Raw genomic sequence first — 25759 nt, 5'->3', positions numbered from 1 at the left:
CGCCAAATCGACAATTGAACATAAACATCTAAAAATTCCATGGCAGATCTAGACGACATCAGAGACGGCGATAACTTCGGGCTAAATACACCCGCGGATACCAAGGCTTTTTATCTCAAAGGCATGAACAGCACCGATTGGGGCATCAAGAACCGCATGTCCCGCATCTTTAACCGCAAGTCAGGGCGCACTGTGATGCTCGCCTTCGATCATGGCTTTCTAATGGGTCCCACATCGGGCCTGGAACGCATCGACCTGAACATCGCTCCTTTGGCCGAACACGCGGACTGTCTCATGGGAACGCGCGGAATGATTCGTGCCTGTATCCCACCCGACAATACCAAACCGATCTGCCTTCGGACCGACACCGGAACTACGATTCTCACCGAGATGAATCACAATGTTCTGTTGGATGAAGCCGCCGCCATCAGCATGAATCCATCTTGCATGGCAGCTATGATTGCCGTCGGAGATGCCGCCACAGAAGCCTCAACCATCGCCAACATCAGCCGTCTTGTGGATATCGGTCTTAAATACAGCATCCCGGTCATGGGCGTGACGGCAGTGGGCAAAGATATGGCTCGCGACTCGCGCTACTTTAGTCTCGCAGCCCGGGTCTGCGCCGAGAATGGAGCAAGCATCGTCAAAACCTATTACACGGAGGGTTTCGAAAACGTAGTTGCCGCTACTCCCGTTCCCGTGGTCATAGCTGGTGGTAAAAAGCTTCCCGAGATCGAAGCACTTGAGCTCGCTTACAACGCAATCCAGTGTGGTGCCGCCGGAGTCGATATGGGCCGGAACGTCTTTCAGTCCGAAGCCCCACTCGCGATGATCAAAGCCGTCTCAGGCGTCGTGCACGACGGCCTCAAGCCCGCCGAAGCACTCGAACTCTTCAACGATTTGAAGAACGGATAAGAATAAAGCAAAGAGTGTCGACTCATCGTCCTCATCCTCTTGCTTAATCTCATACTTTAAAAACAGCGGCTCATTCGGGTCGCTGTTTTTTTGTTCAAATTTGGTAGGGCTCGATCGCCGAGCGAGCCGTCGTAGAAACGGCGGTTTGGGCCAAACCCGCCCTACCACTTTCAGGTATCGGAAAATTCCTAAGAAACTTTGATTCCGTGTTTTTCGGCGTATTGGGTGTAGTTCTCGTCGCCCATGTAACGTTTGACCATTCGAGGTTCGGTTTCCTTGAGGTCTACGAGGACGAGACCATCGACGACATCGGAAAAGCCTTTGTCTACATTGAAGCTAAGCAATTGGGCGTTTAGTTTGAGGTAATGACGCAAGAGCACAGGTACGCTTTTGCCATCATGTTCGATTTCAGATATCAGAGCGGAAACATCATCAATGCTACGAAGCGAATTCCGGAGGTCGCCCTTCTCCACTCCGTTGATACGATCCCGGCGATGAGGATTTCGAGGTTTTACCAATTTGGCCAATTCCTGGAAGCGGTTGTGCTCTTTTAGAAATTGAACCATCAGGCTTTTCGAGACGGCATGGTAGTCGCGACTAATACTGACCGGGCCAAACAATACATGGTATTTCGGGTTTTCTACGAGGTAGCCTCCTATCCCCCTCCACAGCAATGTGAGGCATCCGTATTTGCGTTGATACTCCGAGCGAATAAACGAACGGCCGAGCTCCAGGGCGTCGCCCAGTTGCTCCAGGAATCCGGGCTTAAACTTAAAGAGCGTATTTGTATACAGTCCTTTCTTTCCCGAATCTTTGAGAATAGAATCCAGCTGACCGATACGGTAAGCTCCAACGAGTTCCTGCTTTTCGCGATTCCAAAGAAACAACTGTGTGTATGTTTCATCAAACTCATCCAGATCAAGAGCGCGACCGGTCCCTTCGTTTACTTCACGAAACGTAACTTCCCGTAGACGACCAATCTCGCGAAGCATATGGGGAATCTGCTTGGGCCGGGCATGATACACTTCCAACTCTTTTTCTGAAACCAGCTTCTGAGATGGAGGTAGTCCAGATAACTCTGTCACAAGGAGGTCCTTATTTATGGGCGCAATAATTTCTACCTGTGGAGTTGTTTTAAATTTTGGGAAACGAATGGCGACTCGCTTATGATCAGAGCTATTTCTATTTTTAAGAAAATAGGTACTCATCCGCATGAAGTTAGTCATCTCCTGGGTCGTCATCCCCTGGAATTTACGACTGGATAGAGGATTACCAATCTGCACGGCTAATGTGGATCCGCGCTTTTTAAACAACTCGTGAACGAGCAATATGGTTCTCAATCGCGGATGGACCATACCCATCAATTGAAAGAGCGAACTATTCCTTCCATCGAAAAATATGGGCAACACCGTAGCCCCGGTTCGTTTGACCAAGGCTGCTGTATGCACGGACCAGACAGGATCGGTGATTTTTCGTTGATTTATATTGAGTGACGATACTTCCCCCGACGGAAAGGTCACTAATGCCCCACCGGATTTAAGAAGTTTTAGAGATTCTTTCAGCGGGCCAATATTGGCTTTGGAGGATTCTTTGCCACCGAAGGGGTCAACCGAGATCAGGTGAGGTCGTATTTCAGGAATACTATGAAGCAGGTAATTGCCCAAGAGCATGACGTCACTTCGTACTGAAGAGATTAATGACCCTAGGATCAGGCCTTCCAAACCACCGAAGGGATGGTTCGCAATAACCACCAACGGACCCTCCTTAGGAATACGATTCAGGTCTTCCTCGGACACTTCGTAGGCAACACCGACTTCTGCAAGAGCCGCATCAAAGAACGGCTGATCAGGAACTCGCTGACGAATTCCCCGATAGACATCGTTGAGTGCTGACACGCTGAATACCCGCTCAAGGGGAGATTTCAAAAAAGAGAATAGCCTTGGCGAAATTCCTTTCGGAGCCTGCAGGTCTACCAATTTGAAATCTTCGTCCATGTGTTCATTCTTTTGAGAGTCAAACCTGTGTGGGTTCAGAGAAACCATACAGCCTAACCATCAGAACTATCAACCTGATGATGGAGCTGTGACAACAGTATAAGATACCAATGCGACGCCCCATCCATAGGGATATTCCATACTAATTCCCTATTCGATTCTAGACGAATACCTTTGGTAGAGAAAACCGATGACCGTCATAAATACGGTTAATACCGCAAAGGCGATGATACGAAATAGTGTTTCCCTGATATCGTAGGTAAAGAGGCGAAAAAGAGCTACGAGGAACGTGAGCATGGCCACCAACCGATAGGGCTTACTTTTTAGAATGATACCCAGCACAATGAGCCCGATACTGAAAGCGGCCAAACAAGGGGTATACAGTCGATCCCAGTTTAATAGAGGATAGGAAAAGGTTGCGACATAAACCAGATAGCCCATTGAAGCACTAACCCAGGCCAGGAGCTGTTCGCTCTGTATTGTTAACTTTCCATGTGGTCGAATCCGGGGCAGACCACCGATGCACAGCCACAGAACCACAGAAATCAATCCTGCCAACAAAACCTGCCAGGCCCACGGAGCGCCGCCGAGCAATCCATCGACAATGGGATCGAGCCACAGATGAGTGATCCGGTATACCGGTACCGTGGCACAACATAAAGCCCCCACAAAAGAAACCCACATCAACCTCCAGTACCAAAGGAAATAAAACATCGCTCCCAGGACGGTCCAAAGCAGTAATTCGTTAGCCAAGCTAACATGAGTTGAGAAAGTCCACCCGGCCCAGAAAATGAACAGGGCGTTTAGCAGCCACAACAATAAATCTCCGCGCTTGAGGAAATATACGAACTGCTGATAGCGTGGGTACGCCACCGCCACATTTGCGAGTGCTCCTAACATCAAAACGAAGAAACATAATAATACGCCTGGCACATCTCCGCGTGGCGGATAAAGCAGTAGAAACAGAAGCGGGAATGCACACACCTCCGGCAATCGTTTCAGCGGTGAATAACCACCTGCAAACAATAGTATCGAAAACAGGGCGATCAGTACAGAATACCAAGATTCAAGTTGAAAGTTGCTGAAAAAATACAGCACCGAAACAACCCACAATCCATGGAGTAACGTCTCAACAATGTGTTGCTTTGCGATCTTGGCTTTCAGCAGTCCAAACAAACAAACGGCGGATACAAGCAAGACCAAAGCCAAAGAGTATTTGTCGTCAGGATCAGCCCAAAAGCTTAGGTGACCCGCAATGAAAACCAAGCCACCAGCCACAAGCGGTACCCAACTATTGACTACCCTCAACAACGAAACAGACAATACCAGCAAAGCCATCAATGCGATGGCACCGGAATCATTGAATCCCATGACGTTTGAATCTGCCGCAAACTCAGTGGCGGTCGCAGCGAGTATTATAGCAGGGATAGCATAAATAACCCTTCGCAAGATTTGTTTACCCGACACGTAGGCCATCAAGTAGCCCAATCCGGCAACAGAGATCAGGATGTATGCTCCTCGAATAAACCAAATAAAACTCCAAACCTCATTAAATGAGCCGGGTAAGATGAAATAAAAAAAGGAAACCAACCAGGTGATCCCCGTAATTATTTCTACCCAAATACTTTTCGATCGATGCACTGAAGCCGCCAAAATAATTACCTGAATCCCTAAAGCCATCCAACGAAGATCGCCGGAATAATAATTAATAAACCATAAGGACGTCAGGGCAGATCCTTTGAGAAAAAACAAATGATACTCTATTCCTTTTGAATCTCGTAGAAACCAAACGATAGACCATGCCACAAATAGAACGGCAAATACGCCGTAAAACTCGGTTAACTCATTTCTGTAAAACTCATGGACAAACAGATACCCTAAGCCTATCGCCAAACTGGTATTTACTGACTGATACAAGCGATTCCAGCGAGAATCAACGAAGGTGGGGTCCTTGAAATATAACTTACAGGCGGGGAGGATCGAAACGGTGAGAACCAGAAAAACGACGACGGACCAAAATTCGGGATACACGGCAGCGTCCTTCAGGTATTTAATTCCTACAAATCCAGCCAACGGCAAATAGACCCCGGCGAGAGATAAACTGGCGATGGTGAGTCCTCCAATCCGCCGGTAGGAGATGATCCCTGCAATATACACCAGGAGTGACGATAAAAGAGCGGCTTCACGGAAACCCTCAAGGGCTGCAAACAAAGAGGAAATGTAGCCAAATACTAGTGCGAGAATGAGCATACCCCTATCCTTCCGCCAGGTACCCATTCCGAAATTTAAAATCAAAGCCGCCACCTGCATCAACGCTCCCAGGAGCGGACTATCGACGACTTTGACCGGCCCGACCGCGTAACCCGCTACGCTCGAGATATAGATCATCGATAATCCGGTAGCCATTAGCACATTCCCAAAATCAGGACGCTTTTTACTGAAAAACAGCCCCAATCCAAAGACTCCGAAGGAAGCTACCAGCATTTCCAAAAACTTAACCCACGGTGCAGTCCCCTGGGCGACATAGACGGCAATAAAGATAATGGTCAGTATTGCCAAGATGCCACCGATTCGAGGCATCCACCATTGCATAAGAACCAACTCCGCGGATCCCTTTTTCCGGACGGGTGGCCACAAGCCGATACTTCGAAGGAAATCCAATGAGCCCGTACGCTTCGGTTTTGGAATAGGCGGTGGCCCACTTACTTTCGGTGATTGAGGATAGGAAGCTTGTGCAACGCTGGTTTCAGGAAGGTTAGACGCGCTTACTGTTTTTGGGATGGGCTGTGCGGCGACCGGTGAAGACTCAGTCTGTTCATCGGACTTGGTAGTCTTCAGATGTGGCCGTCGAAAATCATCCAACTCTAGCTCCAGCTTACTTAGTCGTTGTTTGAGTTTATCGATCTCACCGTTACTTGTCCCCTGCTTCACCAGTAAGGTGATGAGAAGAGCCAGAAAAACGATGCCGATCAGCAAATCCATTTAAATAAATGGTAACGATTAAACCTGATCCTCCAGATACCACTCACGTGGATGAACTACCTCAAATTCAACTTTATACTCCTTGAGCTGTTTCGCTCGAAGGCTCTCTTCCCAGAAAAAGACTCCCGTTTCTTCTTCAATTTCAACCTTGGAATCCGCAGGCGCCTTTCGCTTTACCGTGATCTTCTCGTTGCGTGAGATTGGGAACCGCTCGAAGACTTTAACTTTGTGATCGAGAGGATGAAAATTGGTTACCTCAATTGAATAGGCTCGTTTCAAAATAGTGGTCTTGTCGATTAAGCCGGCGTACTCTGTTTCCCGCAGCGTTTCCTTACGTTTGACGATTATGAAGTCATCGACACCGAGAGATAGTTCAAGCTCCTCACCAGGTAAAGCGTAAGGAACTGAAACTCTGGCGGTGAGCGTGCCATCGATGAAAACCTGGGCCTGTCCAGAAATGAGAGGCAGGTCAAAAGCATTGGTCGTTTTGGATTTAAGAAACCCTTTCTCCTGAATTAATGGAACGACCTCACTCCAGAATTCGGCATTAAAACCTTTTGTAAGAATGGGGAAACGGGAAGGTTCAGTTTCAGAAGCCAGAGTCACTCTCGAAGGCAAGGTGGCGGAGAAGGATGAGACTCCTGCTTGTACCACGGTTTTTAGTTTCGTTCCTGCCATAGATTCATCTGAAGCATAGCCACGATCTTCTTTTTCAGAAACAGAGAACTGACTTAATTCATATACTTCCCCTGCAGCCTGACCTCTTTGGCGTTGGTAATATTCATTCGGCTGCAAAAATACAGGACCCAGTTCAGGCACATTTCCTGAACGCGTCGGCTGACTGGTAGATACGGTAACAGCAACATTCTCCCAGCTTTCGCCGGAATTTTGCCAGAGGTTGGCTTGATAGACTAATTCCATCGACTTGTCTGAAGATGATACACGAATGGCGTAGGATGGGTACCAATTCGCATTCGGAACCAGGTAATGAAATACAAGTTTCGCCGCACCTGCCTCTGGCGCAAACAAACGGACCGTTACTTCTCCCTGAAGCTGATTGGCCTTTTGAGTTTCCTCAGCCAGTTTTTTAAGCAACTCTTTCAATTCTTCATTCAGCTCAGAAATCTCAATATCGAGTTTTCGAATCTTTTCCTGGGCTTCGATAACCGTTTGTTGCTGAAACTTTAAAACCTCTTCGGCGCGTTGTATAGAATCCAAATTGATTTCTGCTTCACCAAATCCTGTGGTGAAGGAAGCACTGAGATTATTGGCAAAGGCGACCCGACTGGATTAATCACTCTTTTGCGCATTTATAACCTGAATACGGGAGCGGAGTTCTTCAATAGAAGCCTTTGTAGTTTCTTCAATGTCCGTGTTCTCACGATCCTTTATTTGCTGGAACATGAGATTGTCCAAGCGAATCGGAACGCCGTCCACCAGGCCGACCTGGATCTGATTTACATCCAGATTAGTCGGAAGACCGGAGAACCTTAACACGTTTTCACCTGCAAGCAGATCGAGATCCGCCAGTCGGGTAACCCGGGCAGAACCCGTGTAAACATACACCTCGGTAATCCTGGAATCGATAAGTGTTTGAGCGTGTAGAAATTGAGAGAAAGCGTAAATCGCCATACCAATAAGCAAGAACCGTTTAATATTCATGAGTAATGCGGATTATTTCAAGTGGCCCAGTCATACGAAACATTAAGGGCAAAAATGGATTTCACCCAAGCCCAAAAAGCGGGCCTGATTTAATAACAACAACTGCCAAAGTATGTTTCTTAGAAACTTGCCTAAAAAGTGTCATTATTCTCCAATCGCAAGGACTGAACTTCACAATTACGAGCTTAGATGGAAACTCAAACGATCCCTCCCCTATCTTTTGTTACCGAGAATATAGCAGGTAGAAAACCTACTCTCGCTGATACGAAAGCGATGTTCGACACCTACGCTCAAGATCCGGAGGTGACCCGGTATTTGGTCTTTAAGCCTTACGAAAAAATTGAGGACCTTCAATCCTGGCTGAGCTACATAATAAAAGAATGGGATAAAAAGCCGGGAATCATGTATCTTCTGCACAAGCGAAATGAGCCGGACGTATTGGTTGGTTCTTTTTCAATCATCATAGATGGGTTCAAAGCCGAAGTTGGTTATTTGCTAGCCAGGCCTTATTGGGGGCAAGGAATGATAACCGAAGTTTTGCGCTATTGGATAGGTTGGGCCTTAGCACAACCGAAGATTTTCAGAATAGGCGCAGTATGCGATGTGGATAACCCGGCTTCCGGGCGAGTCATGGAAAAAGCAGGTATGGAATTCGAGGGTACGTTAAGACGTTGGAGCATGCATCCGAATATGGGAGTCGAACCGCGCGACGTTCACTCCTACGCCAAGGTCCGATAATTTCCTGTAATGGAGTGTTGCAGTCAGCCATAATTTTTTAAGACTCCACCTATGGAATTGCTCACTTCAGTCATTTGCGACTCAGCGTCCGATTATAACGGAAAGCTCTGTATCCTCGGAGCCTTCGATACGGTTTGGAGTAGAAAATTTCCGACTCAACACCCCCATTGCACCCTGGCCTTGCGATTTTTATTTCGAGGTTCGGATGTGGGTGACCACCAATTCAAGGTTGTTTTTGTAGATGCCGATGGGAAAGAGCTCTTACCAAGTGGCCCGCTGAAATTCAGCATACAAATAGCCAATGTTCCGGACGAACAGTATTTCCTTTCCCGAAACCTGGTGGTGAATATGCAAGGACTGCCTTTTCCCGGAGCGGGGCAATATGCATTTGATATTGAATGTAATGGGAAAATCATTTCGCGAATTCCCCTGCAAGCGGTTCAAGGCAACAATCCCCATGTACGGGGCAAACAGAAGCCACCACCGGAAAACAAAAGTTAATGGGTTTTTTAAACAACGGGCCCTTTTGGCAACATTCCGAGTCTGGTGATTGACTTTAAGCACCCGTATTCTCAACTTTTCCCGCTTATGAACTTCACAGCGGCAGGCAACACCCATGTTGGTCTTGTGCGCAAAAAAAACGAAGACAGTTTTTTTTGTGACAATGAGAACAAAGTGTATGCTGTGGCGGATGGTCTGGGAGGTCTACCCTTTGGCGATTTGGCGAGTAAGGCCGCTATTCAGTATCTCGAACTTTGGACAAATGCCCGACGTAGTGAGAACTGGAAAGGTATTGACTGGGAAATGTTCATGAAGGAGGTAAACCACCAGGTAATCCAAACAGGACAACTATCTGCTCATGGACTTGGGATTGGAACTACCTTTTCACTCGGAATGATCCGTAACAATTATTTGGAAATTTCACACATAGGCGATTCGCGGATTTACCTATTCCGCGACGGATCCATGGAACAAATAACGACGGACCACACCTTGGAGACCTTTGCGAAAGAACAGAACCAATTTCAAAACGACAGCGATATACCCGATCACTATAAACACACACTCACACAGTGCCTGGGCCAAAGGCAGCTCATCAAGCCAGAGCATACCAAACATGAGCTACAAAGTGGTGATCGCCTCCTCTTTTGCTCGGATGGGATCTCCGGGCCCGTACCTGTTGAAGAACTTCAACGTATTATGACAGTGAGGAGTTCGGCAGAAGCGACCATTGAGCAATTGATTCAAGCCACTCTCGACAACGGAGCGCCCGATAACGTAACCGGGGTTGTGATCTTTGCAGAATAATCAGATTGTGTCCAAAAATTCCCTGACCTAAGGTATTGGAAAATTAATAACTCCTATGAGTTCAGAACGATTTGCCACCCTCATTCAATCGAATCCCGAGAACGAAATGTTTCGCTTCAGTTACGGCGAGGCACTGTTCGAAGAAGAGAAATACCAGGAAAGCCTTGAACACCTGCAGCTCTGCATTGATAGGAAACCTAATTGGATGATTCCACATATTCTCCTGGGGAAGGCCTATATAGCCCTGGGAAACAGGGCCAAAGCCATGGTATTCCTGGAAAAGGCACTAATCCTTGCCAAAGAACAACACCACGAAGATCCGGAAAAGGAAGTTTCCGCCTTGTTGGAGGATCTTAAATAAGGAGAAATTAGTCCCACAGATTCGTCGGGTAAATTCCCTGAGCGATCAAATCTGATAGTTGAGCCTTCGCATCGACCTTGTCCTGCGGATTCGTCAGGCCCAACCATTTTTCGCTGGAAAGACTTAATTCAACGGCAGCACCTTCGGATCGAATCCATTCAAAAACTGCAGCAGGTAAATAAAATTCTTCAGTCAAAGGGTCCGACAGCTCCTTAATAAAAACATCAAACTGCTTCGCCAAAAAGGGTAGAAAATCCGGAGAAAAGCCCCATAAATTAAGAGAAACGATAGTATCCTCCTTAAGATTCCTTACAGTTCCGTTGAAAACACCGGTTATACCGCCCTCCCTCCGAGAAATCTGAGTATGCTCTTCGATGCGGGTCAGGAGCTTGTCAGAAGAAGCCTCGCACACCGCCCTCGATACGCTTCCGAAATCGGACAAGGTCTTATCAAGTTCAAATCCTATTAACACACCAGATTTTGCGGAAATCCCTCCTAGCCTTTGAGCTAGCAACCGGAAGGACGTAGGACCATAAAAGTCATCGGCGTTTATTGCAGCGAAAGGACCATCGAAACTATCCGCGGCGGCAAGCAGTGCATGCCCGGTTCCCAGAGGCTTGACCCTACTTTCGGGTGCCTTGTCGAGCGTTTGGTAAACAAATTTGACTGTAACGCGCTTTTCAAATCTTTGGGTTATCCGTTCACGAAAGGCTGCTTCCATTTCTTCACGAATAACAATCACCACTTTTCCAAAACCACTGCGAATGGCGTCGTAGACTGAGTAGTCGAGAAGAACTTCATTGGACGGACCAAGACCTTCCAACTGCTTCACACCGCCGTAACGGCTACCAAGGCCGGCAGCGAGAATAACTAAAGTAAGATCACTCATTAACTAATAACCTGAACTTTGAATGCTCGTTTTCGCAGGTCCAGCCGAAAGTCCATGAACCTAACTCAATTGAGCATGGTTGAAAACGTGCAACCCAAGCGTGCCCAATCCTAATCTTCTGGTCTAAACGAGGTTCTCTTTGTCCCGGAATAAAGTTCGAACTCCATTAGTCGACAATCGATCGGGCCATTGTAAAACTCGATCCTTCGGGTAGTTCGTAGCCCGATACGCTTCCCAAGACCTGGATTCCCTGTAAAAACGTAGGCCCAATATCCGGCTGCTTTCTTCTTAAAGAAATCGCCAATCTCCCGATAAAAAGAAACCAACTCCTTTTCTGCTCCCAAACGCTCACCGTATTCAGGATTCATTACGACAACGCCTGGTGCGTCTGGAAGGTCGAGGTCACGGAAGTCAGAAACCGAAAATTGGATGACGTGATCCACACCAGCCAATTTAGCGTTGTGCCTTGCTGCCTCAACTGCATCGGGGTCCAAGTCTGATGCCTGAATCAAAAAGGGCAGCTTTTTACGAGTAGCCGAAGGAATGGAATCGCGAACTTTTTGATACGCCGCTTTATCGAAAGGCAACAAATGCATGAACCCAAAATTGTCACGCAAAAAACCCGGAGGTCGACCCAGTGCCATGAGTGCCGCTTCAATGGCAATCGTTCCGCTTCCGCACATGGGATTAACAAAATGAGAATTTTGATCCCAGCGGGTCGCAGATATCATCGCTGCAGCCAGAGTCTCACGCACCGGTGCCTTCCAGGGATGAACGCGATAACCACGGTTACTTAGAGGACGACCCGAAGTATCGAAATAAAGAATCACCTGCGATTCGCGCCAATATAGGAATAGAACGGTTTTATTTTGGTCGGGGCCAGAATCAGGACGACTTCCTGTTACACTACGAATCTGGTCCACCACAGCATCCTTCAGCTTCATTCTGGCAAACTGCGTATTGTCGATCGAAGGATTTAAAACCGAACTGATCACACAAACATAACCATCATCAGCAATCCATTGGTTCCATTTTACCTTTAGAGCCTCACTGTAGAGTGCTTCGGAATCTTCAGCTTCAAACTCGGCGATTTGAAACAAAATACGCAAACCGGTTCGAATCTGCAAATTGAGTCGCCAACAGTCTTCCAAGGTTCCTTCAGTAAAAACGCCCGCATCCACTACCTTGATTACAGGATAATCGAGGGTTTTCAGTTCTTCCTCCAAATAAGCGGTTCCACGCTTGGGACAGGTGATAAGAATTGTATTGGTCGACATAAAAAGTCAGTAAAAGCACAGAACAATCGCGTCTATCCAAGCAGAAACGTCCTAAATCGCCACTTTCTTAAGCAAGAATCAACTAAATGAGAATAAATTGAAGCTTTAGGTATCGAAACTGATACTTTTTGATTCCCGCCATTCAAATGGATAATATTACCAACTCGATTTTCCAAGTTACCTCGCCCGATATGCCAAATGTCAGCTAAATCGTATTTAAAGAATCAGTTCCATTGCCTCTTATTGGCGTTATATTTACTCTTCAGCGCTCCTAAACTAATCCTGGGAGAAGATTCAATCACACGCAAATACGAGGAATATCAAGAAGACAATGACCGCATTAGGGTAGAAGCTCATTACTTGCGGGTAGAAAAGGACCTTGGAGTAAACACGACTGTCAGCGTTGTGGGCTTGGTAGACACTATCACCGGTTCGACCCCAACCGGGGAACCCATTCAAGAGAGTGATCCGGATCAGGTCCCCCTGGAGGAACTGGAGGATAGACGTAAATCCGCAGTAGTTAATATAGAGCACAAGAAGGGCGATAACGCTTTTACTTTCGAACTCAGCTATAGTGATGAAAGCGACTACATTTCCCAAGGAGGTACTGCTAGCTACAAGCGAGAACTCAACAAAAACAATACGACCCTCCAGGTGGGATACTCGCTGTTGGACGACGAGCTCACCGCACCCACTCTGAGAGACCCGGAAATCAAGACCTCACACGATTTATTTTTTGGAGTCTCTCAAGTTCTTGATCCATCCACAGTCGTCAGAGCGAATATTGCCTACGGTCAAGAGAACGGTTACCTGGCAGACCCTTACAAAATCGTCCTCAAAAGCGTTGAAATTCTACCAGACTTTTTTCTCCCGATTCGGTTTCCAGAAAATCGTCCCCGCTCTCGTGAGAAATGGATTTTCTTTACCGAAGTCTTGCGAGACTTCGAAAAACTCAAAGCCAGCACGCAAACATCCTACAGATATTTTTCGGACGATGCCGGGATTGATTCTCATACCGTTTCGGTAGAGTGGTTTCAAAAGTTGTCGGACAAAGTGATTTTTCGGCCCAATTACCGTTACTATAAACAATCGGCCGCCCAATTCTATCATTACGATCTTGATCAAACTTCGATCATTCCAAAACGCGGTCTCAGCGGAACAGGTCCTTATTATTCATCGGATCACAGACTGTCAAAAATGGAGACGGTAACCTATGGCGCAAAGCTGGTCTGGTTCGCCCTGGATAACCTTGAGTTTAATGTGAAATACAACCGCTACGAAATGAAAGGCCTGGATGGTATAACCCACCAAAGTGCTTATAGTGATGCGGACATAATTACCATAGGAGGACGCTGGTGGTTTTAAAACAAACGAAGCCCAATCTTGGGATTGAGAGTATTTCAACGGACAATCTTGAAAAAGGATTGTTCAAGCTGCGCTTCAAAGCAATGGGTTGCCCCTGCGAGATTCAGTTTCGAAGCAACGACCCAAAACAAGCCACACAATTTAAAGAGACAGCCCTTCATTGGGTTAAAGCATTCGAACACACTTACTCCCGCTACCAGGAAGATAGCTTGATCAGCAAAATCAATCGAGCTGCAGGTAAAGAATGGGTGGACATTGATTTGGAGGCAGAAGCTCTCTTCGACCTGTGCAATCAATTTCATTTCATTACCCAAGGGCTCTTCGACCCAACGAGTTTACCGGTTATGAAACTTTGGGATTACAAAGCCGAAACACCACGAATCCCCGATAAAGAAGAAATCGAAACAGCCAAGGCTCTTGTTGGCTGGGACAAGGTTGAAAGAGCTCCTGGAAAAATCCGACTCACCCAAACAGGTATGGGCCTGGACCTTGGCGGCATTGGTAAAGAATACGCAGTCGATAGGGTTTCACTAATCGCCCGTGATTATGGAATAACCGATGTTCTTATAAATTTCGGAGGCGATATTGCTGCTCTCGGGAAGCCTCCAAAGTATACCCACTGGCATGTTGGAATCGAGGATCCTGGCAAACCCGGCACCTGCTGGGGTAGCCTGGCCTTAACTGACCTATGTGTAGCGAGCTCGGGGGATTACCGGCGATTCTTTGAGTTAGATGGAAAACGTTACGGCCACATGATCGATCATCGAAAAGGCTACCCAATCGCCAATAAAGTACGTCATACAACAGTCGTAGCACGAACTTGCACGGAAGCCGGAATCCTTGCTACCGCCGCTTGTTTGCTAGGCGAAGTTGAAGGACTGGAACTCATTAATACATTTTTTGGGGCTGAAGCCACAATACATACCGAATTCAAACGTCTAGATTCATATGCGATACATCAATACATGGTTAATGGAATTTAAACTCCCAATTATTGCCCTCATTGGCTTCTCTCTTTTCAGCGCAGGCGTTCAGGCAAAACTCGCTGAATCGGATACCTTACCCGATCTCACAACCTTCGGATTATCCGGTGAACTGCCCGACCTCGAAGGCAAAGTAGTTCTGATAGATTTCTGGGCATCCTGGTGTGCCCCGTGTAAGGCGTCCTTTCCCGCCATGGACGAGCTCTATAAGGAAATGAAAGATGCGGGATTTGTTATTTTGGCTGTCAGTGTCGATAGCACGGAAAAAGCCTACAAAACATTTGCTGACAAATCCGCCGTCACATTTCCCCTCGTTTTTGATGCAGAGAAACAATTCGTTCGCGCCGCAGAAATTGAAGTCATGCCAACTTCAATAATGGTGGATAAACAGGGAATCATCCGTTCCATCCACAAAGGATACGGAGGCAAGAAAACCATCGACGCCTACCGCGAAGAAATTAAATCCTTACTAGCAGAATAATCATGAAAACGAATCTGATAAAAATTTCGATCTTAGGACTTATGGGCATGGGCTTCTGGGGCTGTGAATCTGTCGAACCTTGGGAAAAAGGAAACCTGGCACAGTATTCAATGATGAGCGAACGTGATCCTCTGGACATTACCATGGCAGAACACGTCAATTATACGAGAGAAGCCTCTCACGGCGGAGCAGGAATCGGCGGCGGAGGTTGCGGCTGCAACTAAACAGCCATAAAACTTTTCCAGGAAACATCCCTTTCAAAAAAAAGTCCTCTTCATGAGGACTTTTTTTTGTAATCCAGACAAATTGGCGCTACCGTAGCGTTTCATAGGTAAATTCACTTCATGGCTGCAGAATCCGCAACGTGGCAACACTACTTCAAGGAATGGGGTCCTTCGCTCCTGCTTTTCGCCAGGCAGCAAACAGGATTCCTTTCAGAAGCCGAAGATATAGTTCAAGAAGCATTTATTAAAATCTGGAAAACCTATGGCCATAATGGCTCCATCAATAAATCCCTTTTCTACGCGGCAGTCAGAACAACGGCTATCGATCATGCTCGGTCAAACAATCGTAGAAAAATCCGGGAACACAAAGTTTTCGAAGATAGGGAAAGCGAATTGGAACTATTTGAAAGACGTTTGGAAGTTCAGGAAAGAAATACCTTACTCGAAGATGCCATTCAGCAACTTTCCCAAGACCAACAGGAGGTTGTTGTACTCAAAATCTGGGGAGAACTTACATTTCAGGAAATTGCAAACATCCTGGATGTCTCGCTCAACACGGCTGCATCCCGCTACCGCTACGCCTTGGAACATTTAAAAAAGGAAATTACTCCATCACTGATATGAAAAGATTCTACGAAGAAATTGAAAAGGAGTTAGGTCTTTTAAAACCTGCTGCTCCCAGCGAAGCACTTAAGACAAAAATAGAAAGCGCTCTGGAAGAACCGCAATCGACCCATACAATATCTTTAGTACGGTTTTGGCCTGGGATAGCTTTAGCCACTGCAGCCTGCTTGATCTTTGTTTTTGCTATTTCAATTTCGAGGACATCCAACGACGTAGATTCTGGCAATGCCGCATCTCGGTCAGAATCAACTCAAATTTCCCAGCCAGTTGCCAAGAATTCATATATCCCTCTGGAGGCGGAACAACGCCTGATGAAAGCCTTTGACGATGGGATCGTTTTCACGGACGGACATGATCCGGTCCGCAAGCTTCGCTACCAGTTTATCGATACTTTGACCATGTTGGATAAAAACGATGGCAGTGTATTCACAATGGAGATTCCGCGAGAAGAGATTCTTTTTGTTCCGGTCACCCTGTTGTAACTTCAACCAGAAGACATTATATGAAAAACCACAAATTACTTTTACACGCTTTCCTAAGTTTGAGCTGCCTTTTTATGATCCTCAATAATTCATACGCTCAATCGGTCGAACTGAAAGTCGATGCCTCTAAAGAAGAAATAAAAATGGTTACTTTTCTTGGCGTGGAGACGAGCCGTGTAAGTAAAGCGCTAAGAAACCACATAGATATACCTGACGGCGTGGGTCTTACCATCGACCATGTTGCCGAAAATTCTGGAGCGGCAAAAGCGGATCTTCAGCAATACGATATCTTATTGAAAGTAGACGACCAGATAATCATCAACCAGGAGCAACTGAGCACGCTCATTCGATCCAAAGAAGCAGGAGATAGTGTGAAGGTTGAAGTTCTCCGAAAAAGTAAGAAATTAATTCTCAAGGTCGAACTTGGAGAGAAGGAAGTGCATGAACAACAAGGTTGGACTCGGGATTTTCCTTTTCCAAAACCTAATCAAAAACCACCTTTTCCCTCATTCGGTGAATGGAATCTGAACTTTGATATGGAAGACTTTCAGGAGCGCATGGAAGAGTTTTCAGAACGTGCAGCCGAAATGGGAAACAAAGCCCTGCAATTTATTCCAGAAATCATAATTGAACGTGAAGAAGAGGATGGGAGTAAGCGTGTAACTTCGGTAGGCCGTGGTCCGCAAAAAGTTTCCATTAACAAAGGTAGCTTAATTGCCAGCATGGAAACAATCGATGGCAACAATCATTATGTCGTCAGCGAGAAAGATTCAACAGATACCAAGGTCCTTTACGAAGGTGACTACCCCGTCGATGACGTAATGAAAGACCTCCCTGAGAACGTGCAAGGAATCCTCAAGCAGCTAAACGAGCCGAAGGAATTTAATTGGAAAAACCTGGAAGACGTGAAGAAAGAAAATATCCGCATCATTATTAACAGTGGTGAAGATGAAGCTCACTTAAGCCACCCAAATTACGGAAGCAAGGAGAAGGAAAGCTGATCCGTTGTGGCTGGTAAATTTTCCTGGTCCTTAAAGATCCCAGTATCTTAGGGCCTCACTAACATCACGTCCTATCTGTGCTTTCAGTGAGTCTATGCTATCAAATTTCATCTCTGGACGTAGGAAGTGAAACCAACGTACTTTCAGTACGTCCCCCTCTATAAACGGGAAGTCTTCTAGAACATGGATTTCAAGAACCGGCTCATTGGTTTCCTCAACAGTCGGACGAATTCCAAAATTGGCTACAGCTTTTACCAAAGTAGTTTTGCCATTCTTTTTTCCCTTAACATCGACAAAGTATACACCATAGGGAGGATTCAATTCGCAAGACCAAGGCAGATTCAATGTTGGAAAACCAATTTTAGAACCTAAATTCTTTCCTGGCACCACCGGTCCGATCGAAAAATAGACATCACCCAACAAAGCATTTGCGAGTTCCATTTCGCCTAAAGCAAGATGCTTTCGAATACGTGTGCTGCTAATGGCTTCCCCGTCATAAAAAACCCTTTCGACATTGATCACATGCACACCTGCTGCTCGTCCCAACTCAACCAACATCGCAATGTCTCCAAGCCTCTTATTTCCGAAGCGCCAATTGGATCCAACGTGAATCGATTGAAGATGGGGTAATTGATGCTTAAGGTGAGCAATAAAATCTTTAGCCTCTATTGCGGAGAATTCATTATTAAACGGCTGCTGAATCATGTATTCAATATCGTGGGCACCAAGAGCCCCCGCTTTTATTTCCGGAGTCATGATCATCTTCACCGGATCACTCGGATTGAATAAGCGACTGGCGTGTGGCCAAAATGTCAATACGCCACTCACGCCATTTGCCGCCTGCGCAGACTGAACCGCAGTTTCAATAACTGCCTGATGCCCCAAATGAACACCGTCAAACATGCCTACGGCAAGGAAGAGCGGCTTCGCAGGAAAAGCAGTCTCTTTTAAGCCAGTAAACCGGATGGGGAATTTTTGGGACACTGCGTTCAGCTTTCTGCTTCGGGAGTTAGTGCCTTATAACCAGGCATCAGATATTTGCTTATTTGCGAAAGCGATTCGCCTTCAAAGTCTTCCAAAGTCACAGAGTCCTTTAATGTAAGGTTATTGGAAGCCGTTCGTCTCAATTGAATTAGCATGCCGCCACATCCTAATTTTTGTCCAACATCATGCACCAGACTTCGAATATAAGTTCCTTTGGTGCAGTAGACATAAAATTCTGCTTTCGGACTTTCCCATGAATTCAGCGTATAGCTGGATACGCGAATAAACCGTGGTTCACGCGGCACCTCCATTCCCTTTCGAGCGTGCTTGTACAGAGGGACCCCTTTTATTTTTACTGCCGAAAACATCGGCGGTGTTTGGTACTGGTCACCAATATAGGCATTCATTTCTTCCTGGATGCGTTCGGAGGTGATGCTATCTGGCACTTCCCTGGTATCTACAATCTCGCCATCAATATCGTATGAATCTGAAGTTTTCCCAAACTCAATAGTGCCTTCATATTCTTTGTCCAAACCCATAAGGCGTGCGGACAGTTTTGTCGCTTTTCCGACTAGAATAATCAAGAGACCCGTAGCAAGCGGGTCTAGAGTTCCTGCGTGCCCCACACGTTTCATTTTTAATTTTCGACGAACCCGATCGACTACATCATGGGAAGTAATCCCAGTAGGTTTATCGATCAGCAATACGCCATCGAAGTCATTCAATACCTGAGCCATGTCTCTTTATTATAAACTTGAATCCACTTTTTTTAATTGATCTCCAATTGCCTTAAGCAATTCGGGCAAAAACGCTTCAATCGTCGACTCGTAATTTAAACCCGCGGCAGCTGCGTGGCCACCTCCTTTGTAGACTTTTGCAATTTCATCGACGCGGTATTTTTTCTCTTTGGCTCGAAGACTACCCTTAATCATACCAGATCGCTCCTCAAGCAAGACACCGATATCCACTCCGTCGATGCTTCGAGCAAAATCAACAAGTCCTTCCGAGTCCTCTGTCTTTGCACCAACGGCCTCATAAACACCATCTTCGAGAAGACCAACGCATACACGACCGTCGAAATGAAGCTTAAGCGATTGTAAAAACCGTTGCATCAACTCGAGACGTGAAAAACTTTCACGCTCATAAAGTTCAAGATTCACCTTATTAAGATCCACACCTCGCTCGATCAAAACGCCTGCTAAATCAAAAGTGTGTTTCGTTGTGGAAGGAAATCGAAATTGTCCCGTGTCGGTAGCAATGCCTACATATAAAGCATTGGCGGTATCCACATCGATTTCGTAACCACAATCGAGAAAATATCCGGCCAGGATCTCTCCAGTTGCCGAGGACGTTCCTTCAATTAAATTCGTTTCACCATAAAGCGTATTGGAGATATGGTGATCAATGTTACCAATGGGTTTCGGTGCGCGGGGAGCTACATCCACTCCAATTCGTTTTCTATCAGCGCAATCAACTGTTACGACATCCCAACCGTCGAAGTCGAAATCAGCACCTCTATAAAAGGGAGTATTTTCTATTAAAAACTCAAGGGTCCCAGGAACTTCGTCTTGGTTCACGCAGACAGCTTCAACATTAACGGACTTCAGGGCACGACACAAGGCTACCTGAGAGCCGATGCAATCACCGTCTGGCCGAACATGGCCAACGACTGCTATCTTTTTACCAGCAAGCGAATCTACCAGTGCTTTAAACTGAGGTGAAGTATTCGGATAATAAGGCATTTTTCTATAGGTTTTCCTTTTGAGAATCTTTGTCAGTAACCTGGTCAATCAGTTCGATAATTTCGACGCCACGTGCGATGGAATCGTCAAAATGGTAGGTTAGGAATGGGAGATATTTTAAAACGATATTTTTGCTCAATTGATCGCGAATATCTCGAGCATTTTGATGAAAAAACCTTGAAGCTTTTTTCTTTTCCTCCTCCCCGCCGATCACGGCATAATAGACACGGCCATTTCGCAGATCGGGGGAGACCAAAACATCTGTAATCGTAATAAACACTGTCTGCCCTTGATACCGTGTGTGCAGAAGCTGGCTCACTTCTTGTTTTACCAAAACGTTAACTCTTAAATTCCTCTGACCCATAACCGGCAGTGATTAAATTGTATTCAAGAGTTAGCTACTTACACTACAAGGATGCTCGATTCTTCTCAATCTCGAAACACTCGATAATATCTCCCTCTTCGTAGTCCCCGAAGCCCGATAACTGGACACCGCACTCGTAACCGGTGCGAACCTCATTCACATCCTCCTTGAAGCGTTTCAGCATAGAGATCTTACCCATGAAGATTTCTTCTCCTTTACGTAAAACACGAGCGCGTGCATCACGGGCGATACGCCCATCGGATACCAAGCAACCAGCAGCCGTTGAGCGACCAACCGGGAATATTTGGCGAACTTCGGCACCACCCATTTTCTTTTCAGAAAGCTCCGGTTCGAGCTGATCGGCCATCGCCAACTTCAACTCGTCAATCATTTGATAGATGATATTGAATTGCATAATGCTTACACCACCATGCTTTGCAATTGATGCCACACCTGTTTCAAGGCGAACATTAAAACCGATCACTGCAGCATCTGAAGTGCTGGCAAGATCTACATCCTGTTTACTGATGGCACCAACATCGGCCGAAATAATTTCCAGGTCAATCTTATCACTTTGGATAGTACTGAGTATTTCCCGAACAGCTTCAATCGATCCATGAACGTCGCACTTAACAACCACCTTAAACACTTTCTTTCGTGTTTGTTCGATCGCCTCAAAAAGCGTCTCCAAAGTTGCCGGTTTTTCTTCAACTTCAACAACAACAACGCTCGCACGCTTTAGTTCAATTATACGCTCCGCAGAAATTTGTTTGGCCGTTTTTTCATTTTTAACGACCTCAAACTCACCACCACTCGCAGGTGTATCTGACCAACCATGAATGCTCACAGGTGTAGAAGGTAATGCCTGCTTAATATTCTTACCATTATCATCCACCATGGCCCGAATTTTGGCGTAACTGGTTCCGCATATGATAGCATCGCCAACTTTTAAGGTACCTTCCTGAACTATAACAGTTGCTGTAGGACCACGGCCAACTTCCATCTTGGACTCAATCACCGTTCCTTTGGCTATACCTACCTTACTGGCTTTGAGTTCCATCACCTCCGCCTGGAGATTGATCATATCGAGAAGCTCTTCAACATTTTGGCCCTTCATTGCGGACATCGCAACAGCAATGGTTTCGCCACCCCAGTCTTCAGGTGCAATGTTGCGCTCCTGCATCTGAGTTTTCACACGGTCCAGATCTGCACCCTTTGAATCAATTTTGTTGATCGCAACAAGAATTGGATCACCAGATTGTTCGGCAAACTTCAGTGCTTCATCCGTCTGCGGCATAAAACCGTCATCGGCGGCTACGACTAAAACAACTATGTCTGTCACATGTGCACCCCGTTCACGCATCTTTGAGAATGCGGCGTGACCGGGTGTATCGAGAAAAGTAATTTTCTTTTCAGCATGCTCTACCTGGTAAGCGCCAATATGCTGGGTGATCCCACCAAACTCATCGTCAACAACATTTGCTTTGCGGATATAATCAAGCAGCGTCGTTTTCCCGTGGTCAACGTGGCCTAAGATACAAACGACGGGCGGACGCGGTTCCTGGAATTTACTTTGGTCAACTACAACAACTTTCTTTTTGGCAGGTGGTTGTTTTTCTTCACCACGATGCTTCACTTCAAGCAGGAAACCATGGCGTTCGGCGATGCGAACAGCTACCTCTTCTTCAATGACCTGATTCATGGAGGAGAAAATCCCCATCTCCATGAGCTCTGAAATAAGCTTAAAGGGTTTTAGTCCGATCTCCAATGCAAATTCTTTAACAACAATGGGCGGTTTTACCGTCACCATCTTTACATCACTGACTTCTGGCGCGTCTGAAGCTTCTCCTTCGCCTCCCTCTGTTTGATCAGGTTCTACTGGAATGGGTCCGTCGACACCGGGAGTCGGTGGTGGTCCTCCAACGACAGGAGGAGGCGACAAAGGAGGAGGAGGTGTTAAAGCTTCAGGTGAAGCCATTTTAGGAAAAGGTGCTGCCGATCGACCTGGGGGAGGCGATAAAGGTGCTGGTGAGGCAGACGGAGGAGAAACTGGTGGTGCCTTGGGTGCGACCTGTACCGGCTTTGGCGGTGCTGCTGGAGGCGAAACAGAGGCTGGCCGTGGTGCTGGTGGTGGAGGCGGTGGTGGAGCAACTGCCGCAGGTTTACGTTTCTCCTCTTCTTCCAGGCGTTTCTCTTCTTTTTCTCGTTCGATATCTGCTTTCGAACGAACAAATGCACTTAATGGAGGAGCGGACTGGGCCTTAAGCTCGGGCTTTGATTCTTTTGCAGCAGGAGTTGGCTCAGGGGCAGCAGCCTCAGTTTCAGGCTCTTTAACCCGCCCGAGCTCTTCGATTAGAGATTCTGCTGAAATGGGATCAATGCCACTCGAAGCGGTAGATACTGCGTATCCCCTTTCCTTCAGCAGATCGACGATTTCCTTATTGGAAACGCCTGTCTGTTTTGAAATTTCGTGAATTCTTACACTCATATATTTGTTCCGCCGAGTTAACGGCAGTAGGATTTGGACCTAAGAAATATTCTATTTTATTGGGAGAGAAACTCCTTAACTTTGGTTAATACTTCATCCGCCTCTTCTTGGGTAAACCCGGCATCCAGAAGGTCAGATGCCTCAACACCTGTAAATGTTTCAGGACTGATCAAGCCCACAGCTACCAAACGATTAGCTAGCTCATCGCTAATTCCAGGAATCTGGTTAAGCCCGGCAATTGCACGTTCCTTACGGTCTTCGAATCCACCGGCGATCTTCTCTTTGCTAATGTCGAGACGCCAGCCCATGAGGCGGGATGTAAGACGCGCATTTTGTCCGCGACGACCGATTGCTACCGAAAGATCTCGGTCTGCAACTTCAAAGTGAATCCGTTTGTTTCGTTCGTCGATCTCCACATTCAGGGGCACAGCTGGCTTCAGTGCTTCCGCCAGCATTTCCTTAGGGTCTTCAAAATAACGAATGATATCAATTTTTTCTCCACCCAGCTCGCGAACAATACTCTTAACACGTGCTCCGCGGGCTCCTACACAAGCTCCTACCGGGTCGACCTTTTTATCTTTGCTCATGACCGCAATTTTAGTCCGGTATCCCGGCTCGCGGGCCAAAGCCTTGATCACAACCGTTCCATCGGTTATTTCCGTGACCTCCAGCTCCATGAGCCGGCGAATAAATTTTGAATGGGCGCGTGAAAGAATCAATTCCGGTCCACGGTTGGTTTGCTCAATGGCCAGTAACAGGCAACGAATACGCTCTCCGGGAGCATAATCTTCGCCATGTACTTTTTCACGGGCAGGAAGAAGTGCTTCCGCCTTACCCAAGTCGATAATCAAATCACTACGCTCGCGGCGGCGAACGATTCCGGAAACCACGTCACCAATCGAATCCTTGTAATCATCGAAAATGCGTTCTTTTTCAAATTGACGGACTTGCTGCATAATCGCCTGTCTGGCAGTTTGAGCAGCAATACGACCCAGGAAAGCAGGATCAATTGGCTTTTCGAAGACGTCACCCAGGTTCATTTCCTTGTCAATCAATCGAGCCTTCTCGATGTGAATCTCGGTGGTTGGATCACTTATTGAGTCAACCACATTGAGAAGCATCCATGCGTGCAATCCACCCGTCTTAGGGTCGATCTCGACTTTGAGCTCTTGGCCGGCATTTACACCTTTGCTGGCCGCGGTTTTGATAGCCAGGGAAATGGCGCCGATCATGTCTTTTCGATCGATGCCCTTTTCCTTCTCCATATATTCCAGGACGGATAAAATTTCGCTGCTCATGTGATAAATAGTGATAAAAAAAAGCGGGCTGAAGAGCCCACTTCCCAGTGTTGGTAAAGTGTGAAAGGGGAAAGTGTTAGACCCGGACAAACCCCATGTCAAGTATCCAAAGGTTGAGACTATAAAAGGCTTATTTTCTTCGTTTTGGTGCCCTAACTTCAATCATCCGCTGTAAAGCACCCTGCAACGCTCCATTGCATAAAGCATGCCGTCTTGGAGAGCCCTTATTCACTAGTTGGAAAAGTCTTTTCAAGGCAGATGGAATATCACCAGGAAACCAATGGTACCAGTAAGAAAATAACTCCCTCCCCGAGCGAGCGGCCACCAAAGGCAAAAATCCGTCACAAATGAGGTTCTCAATCCGAGTTCCGCCGACTGCACCGCCAACCACCTTTTCTGCCAATAAGCTCCGGATTTTTCCCAAAGCAAGCGTCTTACGGGTCGTTTTAATAAGCTCAGAATCAGGAACCTGGGGAAAATCTCTGAGTGAGTCCTCCAAATCGGAAGGCCAAAGCGGCCGTTGATTGATCCAATCTTCATACTGAAAAAGTCGCTGACGCGGATGATTGGCGGGACGTGTGCCTGATGTACGCCACCTTCCGTGCCCCGCCTGGTAGAGGTCCGCTGCGGAGAAATTTCCCGATCGCAAGGCACTCAACGAATAATCACCCGCCAGAAAAAGCATGGCAGCCCGGTTGTACCGGTAACCCATGATTTCCAACGCAGTCTGGTGACAGGCCTCTTCCCAGCCAAGCGTTTCAATTCGACGTTTTGCATAGTCCACTTTGGCCTTCCAACGTTTAGCGGCAGATTCTACCAAAAGTGCCATTCGGTCATCGAATCCCAATTCCAGAAGAGATTCTTCCAAAGCAGTCTCATCACCAGAAATGAGCGCTCCCAATGCCTCTTCTTCCGCATAACTTTCCAAACCTTGAGGCAAAAGGTCCAAAAAAAGTAACGTGTGCTCTACAGAACATCGGATAGAACGTTTCCGGATTTTAGGAGGAAATACCAAAATGTGCAAAATCACATTTTTAAACGCAGGATCCGACTCATGGTTGTGAGTCTCCCAATCCGAATCAAAGAAATGTAGCTCACCATCTCCGTGAATAACCTTTCCATTTACCTTAATCGCAATCTGTTTAAAATCCGGGCCAGCCAGGAGATTCCATTGGCCCAAATCCAGAATCTCCAGATGAGCACCTTCCAGAGTTTTTAAATCCGATTTCCGAAAATCTCCTTTGGCCCAAATTTTTTGAACCATGCGCTCCGAAATAGTAAGCGGCCCATATTCTCCTTCGATCTCTGCAACGACTTCGACTTTCACTAATTGAACAGTATGAAGTTCGGAAAACGCATTGTTCAAGTATCTAAAATTTGTATCAGCAAATTTTACTCTAATAATTGAACAAGAGCTAACCGGGATAACGAAGCTTCGAGCCGTCATGCGACAGCCACTTCGACAAGCTCATGAAATTCATCGAAGCGGACAACATGCTTTTTCTATAAAACTCTGTTTCCTCAGTTGCTTGTAGGTCTCCTCATTATGAATTTACCGGATTTTGAGCACTTCCGAGAATGGGTCCAAACCACTCGT

At 46.5% G+C, this 25759-nt stretch carries 24 protein-coding genes and 1 pseudogene; 12 read left to right on the top strand and 13 right to left on the bottom strand.

Translation table 11 applies throughout. The features are described 5' to 3' along the window. Window positions 1–39: 39 nt before the first annotated feature. Window positions 40–915 (top strand): 3-hydroxy-5-phosphonooxypentane-2,4-dione thiolase, encoded by an 876-nt coding sequence (gene lsrF / locus O3C43_11780; protein MDA1067172.1) that lies wholly within the window; start codon window positions 40–42, stop codon window positions 913–915. A 188-nt stretch (window positions 916–1103) separates the two neighbouring features. Here lsrF and O3C43_11775 read toward each other — a convergent pair whose 3' ends face one another. From O3C43_11775 to O3C43_11760, 4 genes and pseudogenes are all read right to left on the bottom strand, one after another. Continuing rightward, a complete protein-coding gene (locus O3C43_11775; GenBank protein ID MDA1067171.1) occupies window positions 1104–2840 on the bottom strand; it encodes a lysophospholipid acyltransferase family protein in 1737 nt (578 codons plus the stop codon). A gap of 219 nt (window positions 2841–3059) precedes the next feature. After that, window positions 3060–5891: a hypothetical protein gene (locus O3C43_11770; GenBank protein ID MDA1067170.1), complete on the bottom strand. Its 2832-nt coding sequence runs from the start codon at window positions 5889–5891 to the stop codon at window positions 3060–3062. Window positions 5892–5909: 18 nt separating this feature from the next. Then, a pseudogene (locus O3C43_11765) lies at window positions 5910–7154 on the bottom strand (DUF4139 domain-containing protein). 27 nt (window positions 7155–7181) lie between these two features. Continuing rightward, a complete protein-coding gene (locus tag O3C43_11760; protein MDA1067169.1) occupies window positions 7182–7553 on the bottom strand; it encodes a DUF4140 domain-containing protein in 372 nt (123 codons plus the stop codon). 189 nt (window positions 7554–7742) lie between these two features. Here O3C43_11760 and O3C43_11755 point away from each other — a divergent pair, with 189 nt between their 5' ends. The 4 genes from O3C43_11755 (at window position 7743) to O3C43_11740 (ending at window position 9960) form a co-directional block, all read left to right on the top strand. Beyond that, window positions 7743–8291 carry a GNAT family N-acetyltransferase gene (locus tag O3C43_11755; protein ID MDA1067168.1) on the top strand — a complete coding sequence of 183 codons (549 nt, stop codon included), beginning with the start codon at window positions 7743–7745 and terminating at the stop codon, window positions 8289–8291. A 51-nt stretch (window positions 8292–8342) separates the two neighbouring features. Then, window positions 8343–8792 (top strand): hypothetical protein, encoded by a 450-nt coding sequence (locus O3C43_11750; protein MDA1067167.1) that lies wholly within the window; start codon window positions 8343–8345, stop codon window positions 8790–8792. A gap of 87 nt (window positions 8793–8879) precedes the next feature. After that, a complete protein-coding gene (locus O3C43_11745; GenBank protein ID MDA1067166.1) occupies window positions 8880–9599 on the top strand; it encodes a protein phosphatase 2C domain-containing protein in 720 nt (239 codons plus the stop codon). A gap of 55 nt (window positions 9600–9654) precedes the next feature. Continuing rightward, on the top strand, window positions 9655–9960 hold the full coding sequence (locus tag O3C43_11740; GenBank protein MDA1067165.1) for a molecular chaperone DnaJ: 306 nt from the start codon (window positions 9655–9657) through the stop codon (window positions 9958–9960). A 7-nt stretch (window positions 9961–9967) separates the two neighbouring features. Here the strand turns inward: O3C43_11740 and O3C43_11735 are convergent, their stop codons facing one another. Both O3C43_11735 and O3C43_11730 read right to left on the bottom strand, forming a co-directional pair. Further along, a complete protein-coding gene (locus tag O3C43_11735) occupies window positions 9968–10849 on the bottom strand; it encodes an NTP transferase domain-containing protein (protein ID MDA1067164.1) in 882 nt (293 codons plus the stop codon). Between the two features lie 110 nt (window positions 10850–10959). After that, the gene (locus tag O3C43_11730) at window positions 10960–12126 is read right to left on the bottom strand and encodes a class I SAM-dependent RNA methyltransferase (protein ID MDA1067163.1); all 1167 of its coding nucleotides are present in this window, start codon (window positions 12124–12126) and stop codon (window positions 10960–10962) included. Between the two features lie 198 nt (window positions 12127–12324). On the opposite strand from O3C43_11730, the gene O3C43_11725 reads away from it, so the two are divergent. The 7 genes from O3C43_11725 to O3C43_11695 all read left to right on the top strand — a co-directional run bounded on the left by O3C43_11725 (window position 12325) and on the right by O3C43_11695 (window position 17286). Continuing rightward, window positions 12325–13491: a DUF3570 domain-containing protein gene (locus O3C43_11725; protein MDA1067162.1), complete on the top strand. Its 1167-nt coding sequence runs from the start codon at window positions 12325–12327 to the stop codon at window positions 13489–13491. Next, window positions 13482–14474 (top strand): FAD:protein FMN transferase, encoded by a 993-nt coding sequence (locus tag O3C43_11720; GenBank protein MDA1067161.1) that lies wholly within the window; start codon window positions 13482–13484, stop codon window positions 14472–14474. The genes O3C43_11725 and O3C43_11720 overlap by 10 nt, the downstream gene beginning before the upstream one ends. Then, a complete protein-coding gene (locus tag O3C43_11715; GenBank protein MDA1067160.1) occupies window positions 14464–14955 on the top strand; it encodes a redoxin domain-containing protein in 492 nt (163 codons plus the stop codon). Before O3C43_11720 ends, O3C43_11715 begins: the two co-directional genes overlap by 11 nt. Before the next feature lie 2 nt (window positions 14956–14957). After that, window positions 14958–15179: a DUF4266 domain-containing protein gene (locus O3C43_11710; GenBank protein ID MDA1067159.1), complete on the top strand. Its 222-nt coding sequence runs from the start codon at window positions 14958–14960 to the stop codon at window positions 15177–15179. Window positions 15180–15299: 120 nt separating this feature from the next. Next, the gene (locus O3C43_11705; protein MDA1067158.1) at window positions 15300–15803 is read left to right on the top strand and encodes a sigma-70 family RNA polymerase sigma factor; all 504 of its coding nucleotides are present in this window, start codon (window positions 15300–15302) and stop codon (window positions 15801–15803) included. After that, window positions 15800–16285: a hypothetical protein gene (locus O3C43_11700; GenBank protein ID MDA1067157.1), complete on the top strand. Its 486-nt coding sequence runs from the start codon at window positions 15800–15802 to the stop codon at window positions 16283–16285. Before O3C43_11705 ends, O3C43_11700 begins: the two co-directional genes overlap by 4 nt. A 20-nt stretch (window positions 16286–16305) precedes the next feature. Next, window positions 16306–17286: a PDZ domain-containing protein gene (locus O3C43_11695; GenBank protein MDA1067156.1), complete on the top strand. Its 981-nt coding sequence runs from the start codon at window positions 16306–16308 to the stop codon at window positions 17284–17286. Window positions 17287–17316: 30 nt separating this feature from the next. On the opposite strand, the gene ribF is transcribed toward O3C43_11695, so the two are convergent. The 7 genes from ribF to O3C43_11660 all read right to left on the bottom strand — a co-directional run bounded on the left by ribF (window position 17317) and on the right by O3C43_11660 (window position 25489). Continuing rightward, window positions 17317–18270, bottom strand: a complete 954-nt coding sequence (gene ribF / locus O3C43_11690; GenBank protein MDA1067155.1) for a riboflavin biosynthesis protein RibF — start codon at window positions 18268–18270, stop codon at window positions 17317–17319. 5 nt (window positions 18271–18275) lie between these two features. Then, complete coding sequence (truB, locus tag O3C43_11685; GenBank protein MDA1067154.1) at window positions 18276–19007, bottom strand: tRNA pseudouridine(55) synthase TruB; 732 nt, start codon at window positions 19005–19007, stop codon at window positions 18276–18278. Between the two features lie 9 nt (window positions 19008–19016). Next, window positions 19017–20012 (bottom strand): bifunctional oligoribonuclease/PAP phosphatase NrnA, encoded by a 996-nt coding sequence (locus O3C43_11680; GenBank protein MDA1067153.1) that lies wholly within the window; start codon window positions 20010–20012, stop codon window positions 19017–19019. A 4-nt stretch (window positions 20013–20016) separates the two neighbouring features. Further along, complete coding sequence (gene rbfA / locus O3C43_11675) at window positions 20017–20376, bottom strand: 30S ribosome-binding factor RbfA (protein ID MDA1067152.1); 360 nt, start codon at window positions 20374–20376, stop codon at window positions 20017–20019. A gap of 43 nt (window positions 20377–20419) precedes the next feature. Continuing rightward, a complete protein-coding gene (gene infB / locus O3C43_11670) occupies window positions 20420–22864 on the bottom strand; it encodes a translation initiation factor IF-2 (GenBank protein MDA1067151.1) in 2445 nt (814 codons plus the stop codon). 56 nt (window positions 22865–22920) lie between these two features. Beyond that, window positions 22921–24162: a transcription termination factor NusA gene (nusA, locus tag O3C43_11665; GenBank protein MDA1067150.1), complete on the bottom strand. Its 1242-nt coding sequence runs from the start codon at window positions 24160–24162 to the stop codon at window positions 22921–22923. Window positions 24163–24292: 130 nt separating this feature from the next. Further along, window positions 24293–25489 carry a DUF2851 family protein gene (locus tag O3C43_11660; GenBank protein MDA1067149.1) on the bottom strand — a complete coding sequence of 399 codons (1197 nt, stop codon included), beginning with the start codon at window positions 25487–25489 and terminating at the stop codon, window positions 24293–24295. Between the last annotated feature and the right edge of the window lie 270 nt (window positions 25490–25759).

This window comes from Verrucomicrobiota bacterium (genome assembly GCA_027622555.1).
Taxonomy (GTDB): domain Bacteria; phylum Verrucomicrobiota; class Verrucomicrobiia; order Opitutales; family UBA2995; genus UBA2995.
Note: the sequence above shows the minus strand (reverse complement) of the source record. Positions and strands in the feature narration are given on the sequence as shown.

What these genes read in the sequence shown, in the direction of transcription:
- O3C43_11695 (MDA1067156.1), top strand. Translation starts at nt 16,306, where the DNA reads ATGAAAAACCACAAATTACTTTTACACGCTTTCCTAAGTTTGAGCTGC.
- truB (MDA1067154.1), bottom strand. Translation starts at nt 19,007, where the DNA reads ATGGCTCAGGTATTGAATGACTTCGATGGCGTATTGCTGATCGATAAA.
- O3C43_11680 (MDA1067153.1), bottom strand. Translation starts at nt 20,012, where the DNA reads ATGCCTTATTATCCGAATACTTCACCTCAGTTTAAAGCACTGGTAGAT.
- rbfA (MDA1067152.1), bottom strand. Translation starts at nt 20,376, where the DNA reads ATGGGTCAGAGGAATTTAAGAGTTAACGTTTTGGTAAAACAAGAAGTG.
- O3C43_11715 (MDA1067160.1), top strand. Translation starts at nt 14,464, where the DNA reads ATGGAATTTAAACTCCCAATTATTGCCCTCATTGGCTTCTCTCTTTTC.
- O3C43_11750 (MDA1067167.1), top strand. Translation starts at nt 8,343, where the DNA reads ATGGAATTGCTCACTTCAGTCATTTGCGACTCAGCGTCCGATTATAAC.
- O3C43_11760 (MDA1067169.1), bottom strand. Translation starts at nt 7,553, where the DNA reads ATGAATATTAAACGGTTCTTGCTTATTGGTATGGCGATTTACGCTTTC.
- lsrF (MDA1067172.1), top strand. Translation starts at nt 40, where the DNA reads ATGGCAGATCTAGACGACATCAGAGACGGCGATAACTTCGGGCTAAAT.
- O3C43_11725 (MDA1067162.1), top strand. Translation starts at nt 12,325, where the DNA reads ATGTCAGCTAAATCGTATTTAAAGAATCAGTTCCATTGCCTCTTATTG.
- O3C43_11700 (MDA1067157.1), top strand. Translation starts at nt 15,800, where the DNA reads ATGAAAAGATTCTACGAAGAAATTGAAAAGGAGTTAGGTCTTTTAAAA.
- O3C43_11745 (MDA1067166.1), top strand. Translation starts at nt 8,880, where the DNA reads ATGAACTTCACAGCGGCAGGCAACACCCATGTTGGTCTTGTGCGCAAA.
- O3C43_11770 (MDA1067170.1), bottom strand. Translation starts at nt 5,891, where the DNA reads ATGGATTTGCTGATCGGCATCGTTTTTCTGGCTCTTCTCATCACCTTA.
- O3C43_11755 (MDA1067168.1), top strand. Translation starts at nt 7,743, where the DNA reads ATGGAAACTCAAACGATCCCTCCCCTATCTTTTGTTACCGAGAATATA.
- O3C43_11705 (MDA1067158.1), top strand. Translation starts at nt 15,300, where the DNA reads ATGGCTGCAGAATCCGCAACGTGGCAACACTACTTCAAGGAATGGGGT.
- infB (MDA1067151.1), bottom strand. Translation starts at nt 22,864, where the DNA reads ATGAGTGTAAGAATTCACGAAATTTCAAAACAGACAGGCGTTTCCAAT.
- O3C43_11740 (MDA1067165.1), top strand. Translation starts at nt 9,655, where the DNA reads ATGAGTTCAGAACGATTTGCCACCCTCATTCAATCGAATCCCGAGAAC.
- nusA (MDA1067150.1), bottom strand. Translation starts at nt 24,162, where the DNA reads ATGAGCAGCGAAATTTTATCCGTCCTGGAATATATGGAGAAGGAAAAG.
- O3C43_11735 (MDA1067164.1), bottom strand. Translation starts at nt 10,849, where the DNA reads ATGAGTGATCTTACTTTAGTTATTCTCGCTGCCGGCCTTGGTAGCCGT.
- O3C43_11730 (MDA1067163.1), bottom strand. Translation starts at nt 12,126, where the DNA reads ATGTCGACCAATACAATTCTTATCACCTGTCCCAAGCGTGGAACCGCT.
- O3C43_11710 (MDA1067159.1), top strand. Translation starts at nt 14,958, where the DNA reads ATGAAAACGAATCTGATAAAAATTTCGATCTTAGGACTTATGGGCATG.